The organism is Winogradskyella thalassocola (assembly GCF_900099995.1).
GTDB classification, from domain to species: Bacteria; Bacteroidota; Bacteroidia; order Flavobacteriales; family Flavobacteriaceae; genus Winogradskyella; species Winogradskyella thalassocola.
On sequence record NZ_FNCZ01000002.1, the window covers coordinates 178,874 to 193,677 of the forward strand.

9 protein-coding genes are annotated in these 14,804 nt (G+C 34.6%); all 9 read left to right on the forward strand.

All coding sequences use genetic code 11. The features are described from left to right. Window positions 1–751: 751 nt before the first annotated feature. The 9 genes from BLT80_RS07765 (at window position 752) to BLT80_RS07805 (ending at window position 14,777) form a co-directional block, all read left to right on the forward strand. Complete coding sequence (locus tag BLT80_RS07765) at window positions 752–1,552, forward strand: hypothetical protein (RefSeq protein ID WP_092467052.1); 801 nt, start codon at window positions 752–754, stop codon at window positions 1,550–1,552. A 442-nt stretch (window positions 1,553–1,994) separates the two neighbouring features. Further along, window positions 1,995–3,050: a hypothetical protein gene (locus BLT80_RS07770; RefSeq protein WP_092467053.1), complete on the forward strand. Its 1,056-nt coding sequence runs from the start codon at window positions 1,995–1,997 to the stop codon at window positions 3,048–3,050. A gap of 68 nt (window positions 3,051–3,118) precedes the next feature. Continuing rightward, a complete protein-coding gene (locus tag BLT80_RS07775; RefSeq protein ID WP_092467054.1) occupies window positions 3,119–4,366 on the forward strand; it encodes a kinetochore Spc7 family protein in 1,248 nt (415 codons plus the stop codon). A gap of 173 nt (window positions 4,367–4,539) precedes the next feature. After that, window positions 4,540–5,247 (forward strand): hypothetical protein, encoded by a 708-nt coding sequence (locus BLT80_RS07780; protein ID WP_245710179.1) that lies wholly within the window; start codon window positions 4,540–4,542, stop codon window positions 5,245–5,247. A gap of 189 nt (window positions 5,248–5,436) precedes the next feature. Continuing rightward, on the forward strand, window positions 5,437–7,047 hold the full coding sequence (locus BLT80_RS07785; protein ID WP_092467056.1) for a type I restriction-modification system subunit M: 1,611 nt from the start codon (window positions 5,437–5,439) through the stop codon (window positions 7,045–7,047). A 1-nt stretch (window position 7,048) separates the two neighbouring features. Then, window positions 7,049–10,141: a metallophosphoesterase gene (locus BLT80_RS07790; RefSeq protein WP_139181035.1), complete on the forward strand. Its 3,093-nt coding sequence runs from the start codon at window positions 7,049–7,051 to the stop codon at window positions 10,139–10,141. Window positions 10,142–10,144: 3 nt separating this feature from the next. Then, window positions 10,145–11,410, forward strand: coding sequence for a restriction endonuclease subunit S (locus BLT80_RS20030; protein ID WP_092467058.1), 1,266 nt, complete (start codon window positions 10,145–10,147; stop codon window positions 11,408–11,410). Window positions 11,411–11,420: 10 nt separating this feature from the next. Beyond that, entirely contained in the window at window positions 11,421–11,570 is a 150-nt protein-coding gene (locus tag BLT80_RS07800; RefSeq protein WP_092467059.1) for a DUF1737 domain-containing protein, read from the forward strand. A gap of 201 nt (window positions 11,571–11,771) precedes the next feature. Then, window positions 11,772–14,777 carry a type I restriction endonuclease subunit R gene (locus tag BLT80_RS07805; protein ID WP_092467060.1) on the forward strand — a complete coding sequence of 1,002 codons (3,006 nt, stop codon included), beginning with the start codon at window positions 11,772–11,774 and terminating at the stop codon, window positions 14,775–14,777. Window positions 14,778–14,804: the final 27 nt, after the last annotated feature.

Genomic DNA, 14,804 nt, shown 5'->3' on the forward strand with positions numbered 1-14,804 from the left:
TTTACACTCTTTTGCAGGTATGTGCGGTTTTCCTCAATATGGCATTATTTTCTTGTAATTTCTAAATTTGTCGGCATGTATTTGGCTCTGTTGGCTTGTTCCTTGTGTGTTCCTTTAATGAGATTGTCGTGTCCTTCGTCCTTACAATGACCATGTTATTTATGATGCTTCTGCTGTATGATATGGAGTGTGTTGTTTTATGGGGGTATTGTGTTTGCATTTCTCCGCATCCTATTAGCTACTATATCACTCATTAAAATGTTACTCGCCTGACCCGAGGTTTACCCGACGTACACCCGACGTATACCCGACGCATACCCGACGGAGCTCTTCTTAAAGTTTTTGTAAATTATTGATAAGTAGTAGTTTATGGTGTTAAAAAAATACTTAGGAGTCATTTTTATTGAATTTTCAATGCGGTTTCGGGTGTTGCTAATAATTCTTCAATTTTAGGATTGTTTTTTGCTTGGATTTTGAAAAATTATTTCAAAAACGCTCATTTTGTTGTAAATACTTAAAAATGAAACGGTTACGAGTTAAAATATTTTATATATGTTTGATGTCTAGCTGTTTAGCAAAGTGATCGTTTGCAAGCTATAAGATCCGGATTTATAGTCAGCTAGGTTTAACCAATTTGATATTGGTAGTAATCCCCTATTTACTGTAGTACCCAAAATCGTTTTGGGTCATTAACCCGATGTGTTATAATTTTAATATGCCATAAATTATACATGTCCTAAATCTTTTTATCATGGCAAAAAATAATTCATTTATTAGACTGGAAGGTACCTTAGATGGTTTAACCTTTTTTAGAAAGAACGGTAAGAACTTCGTAAAGACGAAGAGCGGTGTCAGTAGAAATCGTATTCTTAATGATCCTGCTTATAAACGTACCCGAGAAAACATGCAAGAGTTTGGTGGTGCGGCGCGCTGTAGTAAAGCTTTTAGAGACAGTTTTGCTACTATTGCTCGTCTTGTGGGAGATACTTATCTGAGTGCTAGAATTACAGGAAAGCTCCGTGGTGTTTTACCAAGTGGTGTTGGACTGCGAGGCGAACGTACCATTAACGTGGTCGATAATGTAGTGTCTTTAGTAGGCCTTAATTTTAATGTGACTAAACCTTTTGATAGTCATTTTAATGCACCATCAACAGGACCGGTTATTAATGCTAGTCGTGATACGGTGACGTGGTCTATTCCAGATTTTAGTACGGATACGTATATTACTCAACCCGAAGGAGCCACCCATTGTAAGTTGGCTTTAGCGGCAGGTTATACGAGTAATTACGAGTGGGAACCTGCCTTAAAGTCTTACGAACCTGTGGAGGACGCTCCCAATGGTGTTGGAAGTGTGACTTATAGTGCTGCCATCCCATTAACGGGTATGGTTGGTGCGGCTACCGATTTGACGATTGACTTAACCGCTTATGCCCCTATACCTGTTACCACAGCTTTGTTTGCAGGTACGGCTATAGTGTTTTACCAAGAGGTTAATGGTGAGCTTTATGAGCTTGCTCAAGGTCATTGTATGAAGATTGCTGGTGGTGTTTAGCTGGTGGCTGTTGGCTTTTGGCTTTTAGCCTTTGGCTGTTAGCTTTTAGGCTTTAAGTTTTGTTTGAATCCCGCATTGGTTTCCTTTGCGGGATTTTTTGTTGGTTGGTTTTTGGTTGATCGGGGATTAGGGATTAGGGATTAGGGAATAGGGAATAGGGAATAGGGATTAGGTGTTGGGGATTAGGTGTTGGGGAATATATTTCATCTTTAGATGTGAAAAAGGCATTATAAAGATGAATTTGGTGTTTTATCTTGTTTATTATTAATGACTTAACTATTATTTGTAGTTTTATTACAATCCTTAAATACGGTATCCTTAGCCGTATGAATTACTATAATTCGTTGTTGACAAACGCTAGCAAGATTACCCAGTACTGGGTATGGTTTGCTGTATACATAGTCATTATTTTTATCACTAGTCAACATCATATCAGCGAATTATGTCACTAAAAATTTCAACTTGGAACGTAAAACACAGCCAGAAACTTATTGAAGACCATCCAACTGCAGATATCTTAGAGCGGATTGGGCGTGTTAAAGACACCATTACTCTAATTAACGCCGACATCCTATTAGTGGTTGAAGGCCCGAAAGGGGAAGCTAAGATTATTGACTTTTGCCATAAGGTATTAGACAATGCCTGGGTACCTGTGCTTTTGCAAGGCCCAACTGATGGAGTGGGAGATCGGGATCGGGATTATGGTTACGATATGCGTGGCACACAGTGGGTGTGGTATTTGGTAAAGCCATCGGTGTTACCGCAATGCCGTATACAAGCCGCTACAGTTTGGCACTCTTTTATTGGTCGTGATAATTGGCAGGTGAATTACTGGGGCCAGTTTGAACGCGACAACCACGAGCATTACCGTCAGCCGCAAGTTCTCATTTATAAATTAGATGACGGTAAAGAAATTGAATGCATTGGCGTGCATCTTAAATCTAAGATTAATAAAGACCCCATTACTTATGATGCTGAGCAGAACCTCACTGGTGATTATGTGAACACTGCTTTAAAAGCCCGCGTGAAACTCGCTACCGAAGCCCGTAATATTCGGCATTATGTCGATGCGAAGTTTAGACAATTAGAAGCCCCGGCTTTAGTGATTTTAGGAGATTGTAATGATGGCCCTGGACAAGATTATTTTGAATCTAACTATCTGTTTTTTGATCTGATACAGAATCTGCAAGGAGAAGTTTTGATGGCCGAAAAGTATTTTAACCACGTGTTGTTTGATGTGGCTAAAGATCTGCGCTGGACAGCACGCTTTAGAGATCCCATTCTCAAAATTCCAGCCAGTAAAAACCCTTTGCTTATCGATCATATTTTAGTGAGTCAACCTTTGTGCAATGGCAGTTTTCCGCTAAAGGTGAATGCGAAAGCAGGTAAGGTGGAGCATGAGATTTTTGAGCGGGTGAATGCCAATTCTAACAGTAAGACCATTTCTAGTGATCATCGGCCTGTGTCTGTGGTGCTGGAGGATACGGTTATTGTTTAGTTTGCTTTTATTGAGGGAGCTTTACTCAATACTTTTAGTTTGAATTATTAATTAAAACCAACTATATAATGAAAAATTTAAAAAGAGGCCTTTTGTTTACATTAGTTTTATGTACCTCATTCATTTTTTCTCAAGAGCAAGACACAATCAAAACTATAGAAGCGAAAATTGAAGATCAAAATAAAGCTTTAGAAACTAAACAAAACGCATTAAAACAAGCCCAAAGTTTCCTTGTGGCATTAAATGAAAGTGATCCAAGTAATTCATTAATAAAAGTTTATGAAAGTAAAGTCGAAGTGTTGCATTTGGAAATAGTGAATATAAAGGCATTGCTTTTTGAGTTTAACGAACAGTTAAAAGCTAAGTCTGTTGAAGCCAACACTAATTTTGATGTCAGTACGTTGCTTAATCCTATGATGAGATCGAAAGAAGCTGAAAAAAAGGATAACGATTTTTGGTTTGAGAATGATATTAGAAACCCAATAGCATTTACAGAATTTATTGTTAGGAATCCAAGACTAAATGGGAATGATGTGATCTCAAAACCTTCAAATTTATCCTCATATCATTATATAAGACCTGGATCTATTATTAACATTTTATTTAAAGAAGAAATATATAGTAAACTTGAAAAGTCAACACAATTATCAGCAAGTGCTTATCTAAAAAGAATAGATGGAAGTGTTGTTCCGATTGCTGTAAGTGGCTATTTTGATGTGAATGTTGAAACTAATCAGGTTAATTTTGAGAAAAATATTACGTCAAGGAACAGTGATAATAAAACGAGTTTAGTTTATAATTTCGAAATAGAGACAACTAAGAGAGAACCAATTCAGGCAGAGGTAAATACAAGTATGGTTAACCCGCAACCAAAGGATAAACTTGTTGTAACAATTATAAATACCTCTGATGGGAATGTCTCATTTACTACTACTTTTGAATATGAAGATTATGGATGGGAAACCACTCCTAGTGGTGGATTTTCATGGGTAAACACTATTAATCAGAATAATGCAAATTTTCAACCCGCAGGTAGCTCTGGTATCAGTTTTCATTATAAATTAAATAAAGGAGCAAGCTTCTTTAAAAATTTTATTAATCCAAGTTTTGGGCCAGAACTATTAGTTCTTCAAGATGGTAATGAGAACACCAATGTTGGCTTAGGATTATCTGTGTCTACTTTGCTGCGCTCAGTTAAAGTTGGTTATGGTTGGTATTTAGTAGGTGAAAACGGAAGACCTTATGTGTCTATTGGAGTTAATTTTGTAGAGGGGTACAAATCCATATCTTCTATTCTTGCTAGATCAAAAGATTAGCTTGTTTTGGTGATTCGAGATGCGTGATTCTGGGTTTGGGATGTTAATAGAGCGTAGCGCGTTTTTCATTACGGAATACCGTAAGGTCTGTCGTATAGTTTCATTTATGTTTGTTTATTAAGAACAATCACAATACTCTAAATACATTCAAAATGAAAAAACTATTACTTTTTATGATCATTTGCTTAATGATACTGCCAACTCACGTCAAAGCACAAAACGATGGAGCTATAGCAGGTGCTGTTGCAGGAGGGTTGCTTGCTATTGGTGCTGGTATTGCTGCGGTAAAACAAATGGAAGAACAAGCGGAGCTTAAAGCTACACAGTATATCTTGGCGAATCACCCGGAGTTATCAAGCTTTTCTTTAAAGACCTTAGACTTCGATGGTAAGAAGCTTAAAGATATGTCTGCAGTATCTGTTATTTCTTATAAGATACAAGAATTTACACCAGAAGATAAGCCTGAACTAAACGGTAAAAAACAAGTGTTGTTTGCCTTTACGAGTCAAGGATGGATTAGTGAAAGCGGCATTAATTTTAATAAAATAACCTGGTACTTAATTGATGATGTAGAATGGATGAACATGATGGTTGCTTATGTTAAAGTTTCCTCAAGCGAAAAAGATGAGTCCACTTTAGAAAGTACTTTAAAAGAAGGACGAGTCGTGAACAAAGGGGTGAAGGTAAAAAGTAAGCTGATTATACCCTTTTTTAAGTTGGAAGGAGACATGTATGTCGTCACGGATTATTCAGAAGACATGAAATTGGTTTATAACGAACGGTCTCTTGGTATTTTTCTAAAAGCCTCAAAAGATTTAGTGCAAATGGGACGCGGGGATTTGATAAAAATTCATGAGTTTTTGTTTGCGGAGGAAGATTAATTAGGCATTTCAGTGTTTTTAAGTGCTTCATGATGGAGCACTTTTTTGTTTAGTGATTATCTTATGAAAATACTACAGCTTTCATTTTGGAAACATGTTACTTTTCCTATCTTTAGACTCCCTACATTTAAATTATAATTGACCGATCGTTTTGCGTTTATTTAAACGCAGAATTACTAATGCCAATTTATGACCAAAAAACTAACTAAGGCCGATATCAATTTCGAGCAAGAACTCTGGAAAGCTGCCAATGAACTCCGAGGTGCTGTTGCCGAAAACCAATATAAAGATTACATCTTACCTCTCATATTTTTAAAGCATGTCTCTGAACGGTATGAGTTGCGACGCGACAGTTTAAAAACGCTATTGCAAGATCCAAAATCGGATTACTATACAGAGGACAATGAAGAACAAAATTACGTCCTTGAAGACCCAGACGAGTACCTGTCTAAAAACACCTATATCATTCCAGAAAAAGCCACTTGGCAATTTCTACAGGATAGTGCGGAGCAAGACAATATAAAAGTATTAGTCGATAATGCCTTTGATATTTTAGACGATACCTTAGCCAACTACCGACCCGACTTAAAAGGGATATTGCCACGCATCTTTGTGAAAAGCCAATTAACAGCTAAACAAGTGGCAGGTTTAATTAATTTATTAGCCAATCCTAAACTATCTGAAAAAGAAAACCCAGATAGTGATATTCTTGGGCGTGTCTACGAGTATTACATTGGTAAGTTTGCTATAGCAGAAGGTTCTGGTGCAGGCCAATTCTTTACACCAGGTAGTATTGTGCGTTTGTTGGTAGAAATGATAGAGCCATACGAAGGCAAAATCTTTGATGCCGCTTGTGGTTCTGGAGGTATGTTTGTGCAATCCTTAAAGTTTTTACAAGCGCATAACGGAGACAAAAAGAACATTTCCATTTACGGACAAGAACGTTACGATGGTACGTTGCGTTTATGTAAAATGAACCTCGCTTTACGAGACTTGTCTTTTGATGTCCGTTTAGGCGATTCTTTATTACAAGATAAGTTTCCAGATTTAAAGGCAGACTTCATCATCGTAAATCCACCTTTTAATGTGAGTCAATGGCATCCCGAAGATTTACCAGAAAACGACCCACGACTCTTTGGACCTAAAGATGAGTTTACCACCGATGGTAGTGCCAATTATATGTGGATGCAAACGTTTTGGAGTCACTTAAGTGATAAAGGTACGGCAAGTGTAGTAATGGCAAATGGAGCCATGACCTCTAACAATAAAGGAGAGAAAAACGTACGCCAACATATGGTAGATCACAGTATGGTAGATTGTATTGTGCGGTTACCAGACAAACTGTTTTTAACTACAGGGATTCCTGCCTGTATTTTTATACTCAGTAAAAACAGAGATGGCAAAGATGGTATCCATCGCGAACGAACTAACGAAATACTTTTTATAGATACTTCTAAAATGGGTACTATGGAAAGTAGAAAGCTACGTGTGTTTACAGATGATGATATTAATAAAGTCACCGAAACATATCACAACTGGCGAAACGTCATTGCGAGCGAAGTGAAGCAATCTGCCTCTTACGAAGACCAAGCAGGTTTCTCATACAGCGCCACCCTAGAAGAAGTACAAAAACAAGACTACAAACTTACACCAGGTATTTACGTTGGTACAGAAGCTGTAGAAGATGATGGTATTCCGTTTGAAGATAAAATGGAAACCTTAAAAATGCAATTGGAAGCGCAGTTTAAAAAAGGGAATGCGTTGCAGCAACAGATTTTAGAAAATTTTGAAAGATTATAATATGAAGATTCTACATTTAACAGATTTCCATTATGATGGAAGTGATAAGTATAAAGAGGATGAAATTAGATTGGTGGAATTCTTAACAGAGAGCTTGATTAAATATAAAGGTAAAATAGATTTAGTATTATTTTCGGGAGATTTAGTTTATAAAGGAGATGAAATAAAGGCTTTTAATGAGTTTGAGGAATTGTTTTTTAATAAAATATCAACTGTTTTAGAAATTAATAAAACATCTATTTTTATTTGCCCTGGTAATCATGATGTTTTTAGAAATCAAGAATTAGAAGAAATAGGTAGTTCTTTGTTTGAGATAAATAATAATGATGATTTGGATGATTTTGTTTTAAAGAATGAAGGTAGATCATTAAAATTTAGTCTAGATAATTTGCTTAATTATTATGAATTTCAGGAAAGATTTTATCAACAGCATGTCGCTACTTTTAAAGATAATTCGGTAGATAATTTATACACAAATCACGTACGAGATTTTAATGGAAAAAAAGTAGGGATAACAACTATAAATTCTGCTTGGCGTGCAAATGATTCTGATACAGATTCAGGCAATTTAATGTATCCAATTCATTATTTAAAAAAAGCAACTAGAGAGCTTGGGAAGTGTGATCTAAAAATAATAATGCTTCATCATCCGCTAAGTGACTTTAGGCACTGGAATCAATATGCATTAGAAGACATTATTTTTAAGGATTATGACATGATGTACTCGGGACATGTTCATGCAAATAGAGATACATTGCATGTAACTTCAGGTATTGGCATCTATCACTCAACGTCTTCTGCGACATTAAGTGGAGAAAAAGATAATATAGGGTATACAATTATTGATGTTGATATAGAATCATTTGAGTTAGGTCTTACAAATGTGATGTATAATAAAAATGAAGAAACATTCTATTTTGGCGACCAAAGGAAGTCTCAAATCCCAGTAGATAATGAAAAACAAAAACAAAATAAATTTAGAGTAACTATTCGTAAAAGATTCGAGCAACAATCAAAAGAAGCTAACAAATTATTCTTGTCTTATAAGGAAATTAAAGAAGAAAATGACTTTTTGAATTTATTTACGAATCCAATTATTAAAGCTGAATCTCAAAGCAACCCTAATCCAAAAAACAAGAAAAGGTATAGTTTAAAAGATTTAATATTAAATAAGAAAGAAAATCAAATTTTATTTGGAAAAGATAAGAGTGGAAAATCAGCAACACTTTATAAAATGTCATTAGACATCTTGCATAATTTTCATTCTCTAAAAATATTGTCAATATATATTGACTGTAAAGTTCTTATGAACACCAAAACGGCTCTAGATATAATAGATAGTTTAAGTGATTTTTATGAAACAAATAAAAAGAATGCGTCAAATTTACTAGAAGATTACCATTTAAAAATCATGTTAGATAATTTTGATGAAAACGAAAATTTGATTTTAAATCCACTTTCTGAATTTTTAGATTTACATAAAAACTGTTCTATTATCGCTGCGAGTAACGAAACCATTTTTTCTTCTTTTGCAGGAGGTTTAATAGGGAATATAAGTTTTGTGAATAGATATTTGCATGACTTAACTAGGGCAGAAATCAGAGAATTAGCGGACAAGTGGCCAGACATGTCTGATGATAAAAGAACTCAAGTTATAGAGAAAATACATGTAGTATTTAATCAATTAAATATTCCTTCAAACTATTGGACGGTTTCATTGTTTCTCTGGATTTTTCAAAAGAATATTGACGTTAATCTTGGGAATAATTTTCAATTAATAGAGCTATATATTGATAGTTTATTGGATAAAGATAATTTTATTCTTTCAAAACAATATAAAATTGATTTTGATGATTTAAAAGATTTTCTAAGTGCTTTTGCTCATAAGTTAGCTACTACTTATCAAGAACATAATTATTTGGTAAAGTATGGACAGTTAGTTGATTTTATTGATGAGTATAAAACAGATAATAAGAGATTTGTTATAGAAACTAGAACATTATCAGATTTGTTAATAGAAAAGGGAATCTTAAAATCTGAAGCTAATGGAAATTATACTTTCAGGTTGAATGGTGTTTTTGAATATTTCTTAGGTTATTATATGGCTTATGATGAAGAGTTTAGAAATCAGGTAATTGATAATGATGATTTTTATTTATCATTTAAAAATGAATTTGAAGTCTGTGCAGGTATAATTCCTCAAGATTATGATTTTGTTAAAAAGATTTTTGAACGAACAAAACTTATATATAGTGATATTAATAAGGATGTTGATTTGAATAATTTAGATGCGTTGCTTTTGAGTAAAGTAAACGAAACTTTTAATATTTCAGGCGAAATAAATACCCTACTCAAAGAAACTCTTCAAGACTCTCTCGAGCCAGAAGAACAAGATGGTATATTAGAATCCTTATCTCCTTCAAATCAAAGAATATCCGATGTAAAACCGAAAAAATACTATGATGAAATAATTGGTAGCTCTGAAGATTTAGAGAATGCACTTTATATATTAGGGAGGGTTTACAGAAACTCTAAGATTAAAAAAAAGGATGAGTTTAATAATGATGTTTTTGATTTTATTTTAAATAGTACATGTACTTTCTCCTTTTCTTTAATAGAAGATATTAGCTCACAAAATATAAATCAGATAAATAATAAAATTACAGAAGAAGATTTAATTAAACTTCTTACTCAATTTTTACCAATTGTAGCTCAAACATTTTTCTTCGATATGGCAATTCAAGCTAATTTAGAAGTTGTCCTAAAAGAAAAAATAGATGAGTTAAAGCAAAATAAGAAAGGAAATGAGTTAAAACTTCTTATTCTGTATTTTTCCTTGGTTGATTTAGATATTAAAGGGCATACTAATTTAATTGAAGAACTTATAGATTTAATTAATATTCCAATACTCAAACAAACTACCGTTTTCAAACTTTATTTATATCTAAGTTTTAAATGTAATGGCAATAGGACATTGAAAGATAAAATTAGTAAAATGATAAAAAAGCAAGAGTTGAAAATTGACGTAACTCAGAATATGGGTACAATAGATCAGCGTATTAAAGCTATTGGAAAATCATCTATAAAGAAATAATTAATGTCCAAAAACCGCAAAACATACAAGCTTTCTGAAGTAACAACCAAAATCGGAAGTGGTGCAACACCAAGAGGAGGGAAAGGTGCATACAAAGAATCTGGTATTTCATTAATTAGAAGTCAAAACGTTTTAGATTTCAAATTCTCTGTTAATGGACTTGCTTTTATTGATGAAGCACAAGCTGTAAAATTAAACAATGTTACTATTGAAGAAAATGATGTGTTATTAAATATAACGGGTGATTCTGTTGCACGTGTTTGTTCAGTTCCAAAAGAGTTTTTGCCTGCAAGAGTAAACCAACATGTTGCAATTATTAGAGCTGATAATGAATTATTAGACCCTAAATTTTTAATGTATTCATTACTTGAGAAATCAAATAAAGACTTGTTATTAACTTTAGGGAGTGCAGGAGCAACGAGAAATGCATTAACAAAATCTATGATTGAAGATTTTGAACTTCAACTTCCACCACTAAAAGAACAAACCCAAATAGCAAACATCCTATCAGCCATAGACGATAAAATAGAAAACAACCTAGCCACAAACAAAACCTTAGAAGATATGGCTATGGCGCTTTACAAACATTGGTTTGTAGATTTTGGCCTTTTTCAAGATGGTGAGTTTATAGATAGTGAGTTGGGGTTAATTCCTAAGGGTTGGGCGGTGAAACGGTTGGATGAAGTAGCTTATAAAAATTCAAAAACATTTGATTTTAAAGGTAAAGAAGAGGTTGTTTTTGTTAATACAGGTGATGTTCAAAATGGCTCATTTTTACATAATAATTATTCAGAATCGGAAGGTTTGCCAGGTCAAGCTAAAAAAGTAATTGAACCAAATGATATTTTATACAGTGAAATAAGACCTAAAAATAAAAGGTATGCATATGTAGATTTTGATTCAAGTGATTACGTGGTTTCAACAAAGTTTATGATTATTCGTAATAATGAGAAAATTCATAATAGATTACTATACCGAATTTTAACTAGACAAGATACTATTAATGAATTTCAAATGATTGCAGAGTCTAGATCTGGAACATTTCCACAAATTACATTTGATGTTATTGGACATTTTCCAATTGTATTACCAAATTTAGAAATTCAAAATAATTTTCAGTCTATTGTTAGTCCATTTGAAGTTCAACAAGCAAATAATTTAAATGAGATAAAATCACTAACAAAACTTCGCGACACGCTATTACCAAAACTAATAAGTGGAGACCTACGCTTAAAAGCATTTAGAGCACAAGTAGAAACAATCCTATGAAATTTAAATTATGGAATACAAAATTATAGAACATACCGACCCAAGTACGTTAGCAAAACTCATTAATACGGAAATGGGTAATGGATGGCGCGTACAAGGTGGTGTCACCATATCTAAGTATGGAGATTATATTCAAGCATTAATTAAAGGGGTGTATTAAAAAACAGTAAATGTATATTTTAAACAGATTGCCACGTCCTGCGTCCTCGCAATGACGTAAGATAAGAAGCAGATTGCCGGGCTGCGCTCGCAATGACCGTAAATAATAGACAGATTGCTTTGGTGAAAGCCTCGTGATGATATTAAATAATAGACAGATTGCCGCGTCCTGCGTCCTCGCAATGACAGAACACCATAAAATATGACGAAAGAAGCCACGATAGAACAAGCCACTATAGATTGGTTAACCGATTTAGGTTACACACACCAATTAGGTACTACTTTACCACAAAATCATACGACCGAAGTGGTCTTAAAAGATCGGTTGCTTCAGTTTATAGAACAGCAGTATCCGGATATTCCAAAAGAGATTCAAACCTTAGCGGTTTCTGAGTTTACTAATAATGCAGGAGCAGATTTGGAGCATCGTAACCGTACCTTTCATTTAAAACTCACCAAAGGGATTGAGTTTGCTTATGAGGATGCTTCGGGTAAGGAAAAGGCCGTTCATATTTATCCCATAGATTTTACAAGTCCAGAGAATAATACCTTTTGGGCAGTCAATCAGTTTAGCATCACAGGAAAAAATAAACGACGTCCAGACATTATTATTTACATTAATGGTTTACCATTAATTGTATTTGAATTGAAAAACTGGTACGATGAAAATACGAACGTTAAAGAAGCACACAACCAAATAGAGCATTACATTAAAGACATTCCGTTGTTGTTTGAGTATAATGCCCTAACGATTATTAGTGATGGTAACGAAGCGCAACATGGTATGTTTAGTTCGGGTATGGAATGGTTTGCTGCTTGGAAAAGTATTAATGGTAGAGATACCGTACAGGAAGATGATTTCCAGATGCATACTTTGTTATTCGGTTTGTTCCCCAAAGACAGAATACTGAATTATATAAAAAACTTCATTTTTCATGAAGACCATAATGGCACACTCATTAAAAAAGGGGCTAAGTATCATCAGTTTTTCGGTGTTAACTTTGCGGTAGACGCCGCTAAAAAATCGGTTCGTCCGTTTGGTGATGGTCGTATTGGTGTGATTTGGCATACGCAAGGTTCTGGTAAAAGTATTTCTATGGCTATTTATACAGGTATTTTGCGGAGTCTTCAAGAATTGAAAAACCCAACCATTGTTATACAAGTGGATCGAAGTGATTTAGATCGCCAATTGTATGAAAACTTTGTACTCGCTAAAGATTTGGTGGGAGATGTGCAACATGCCGATACCACAAACGATTTAAGAACATTATTAAGCGCAGGAGCTGGAGGTGTTATTTTCACCACCATAGAAAAGTTTAGATTAAAGCAAACTACAGACGAGGCTTTAGGTGAATTGGAGCATCCTATTTTGTCGGAACGTGAGAACATCATTGTTATGGCAGATGAAGCGCATCGCACACAATATGGTTTGCTAGATGGCTTTGCTTCTAATTTACGTAAAGCATTACCCAATGCTTCTTTTATTGGTTTTACGGGTACACCAGTAGATAGCAAAGATGCAGATACCCAAGAAGTGTTTGGTTCTGTAATCCATACTTATGATATAAAACAAGCTGTACAAGACAATGCCACCGTTAGCATTTTTTATGAACCACGTTTGGCTAAACTGCATTTGTGGAATGAAAATATTGATGATGAGGTCGATGAAATCACGGAAGATGTCGAAGATAATAGCAACCTTAAATGGGCCGCTATTGAAGATGCTGCAGGAAGCGAAGACCGTGTTAATAAAATTGCAAAAGACATACTCAACCATTATACCAATAGAACCAACACCTTAAAAGGGAAAGCGATGGTGGTTTGTATGAGCAGACGTAATTGCGTAAAAATGTATAATGCACTAACAGCCTTAGACGGTTGTCCAGAGGTCGCCGTGGTGATGACGGGTAATATCTCTAAAGATCCAGTAGGTTGGAATCCGCATATTAGAACAAAAGATGCAACAGAAGGGATAAAAGCACGGTTTAAAAAAGAAGACGATCCTTTAAAAATAGTGATTGTTAGAGATATGTGGTTGACTGGTTTTGATGCGCCTTGTGTGCATACTATGTATGTAGATAAAATTATGAAAGGTCATAATTTAATGCAAGCCATTACGAGAACCAACCGTGTTTTAAAAGATAAGAAAAACGGAGTCATCGTCGATTATATTGGTATTGGAGATAATTTAAAAACAGCAACCAATAAATATACAGGTAGTGGTGGCGAAGGCCCACCTACAATTGATATGGAGCAGGCTTTAGAAATGTTTTTTAATCAAGTGGAGATATGCAAAGCCTTTATTCCTGCAAGTATTGATTATTCGGATTGGAAACGCTTACGAGATGCAGATAAGGTACTTTTAGTAAAAGCAGCATTAAATCATGTGATTAAATACGATGAGGACGCCAACAATTACATGAAGGCAGAGAAAACCTTATCTAGTTTGTTGTCCATTGTAAAAAGTCAAACCGAAATACAAGATTTTGCTGTAGATGTATTGTTTGCACAACATGTCTCTAAAGCTTTGCGTAATGCAAAGTCTGTAACATCGAGTCGAGGCGAACAAAAAGAGAGAATTAAAGAATTGATTAGTCAGAGTATCGATTCTGAAGATATTGTTGATGTATTCGCCATGGCTGGTATAGAAAAACCAGACATTTCCATCTTAGACGATACGTTTTTATTGGGGGCGAAGCAAGAAAAAGATGGTCATGCTTTAAAAATAGAATTGATAAAGAATATTCTTAAAGATGAAATTAAACTTCGACTGCATAAAAACATTAAAAAGTACACGTCTCTAAGAGAGGAACTAGAAAAAGTAATAGACAGATACCATAATAATGCTTTAGACAGTTATGCCACCATTGCAGAAATGGTAGAACGCGCAAAGGATTTGCAAAATGATGATAAGCGTACGGCAGAGTTAGGCTTAAGTGATGAAGAACTGGCTTTTTATGATATTCTAGCTGCCAAAAAAGATATTATAAAAGAAGAAGGCCCCATTCAAGATATTGTACATGCGGTGGTTAAGGCAGTAAAGGCTAACCTTCAATTAGATTGGGTTAAAAAAGAAAATGCAAAAGCAGCGATACGGTTATCCGTAAAGAAAGAACTGCGCAAAAAAGTAAGTTTATCGAAGCTTAATGACATCTTAGAAGAGATTATGCAACAAGCGGAGGGTCAGTATAGTGATTGGAGTGCTTAAGGATGCATAACCAAAACAACTAAATTA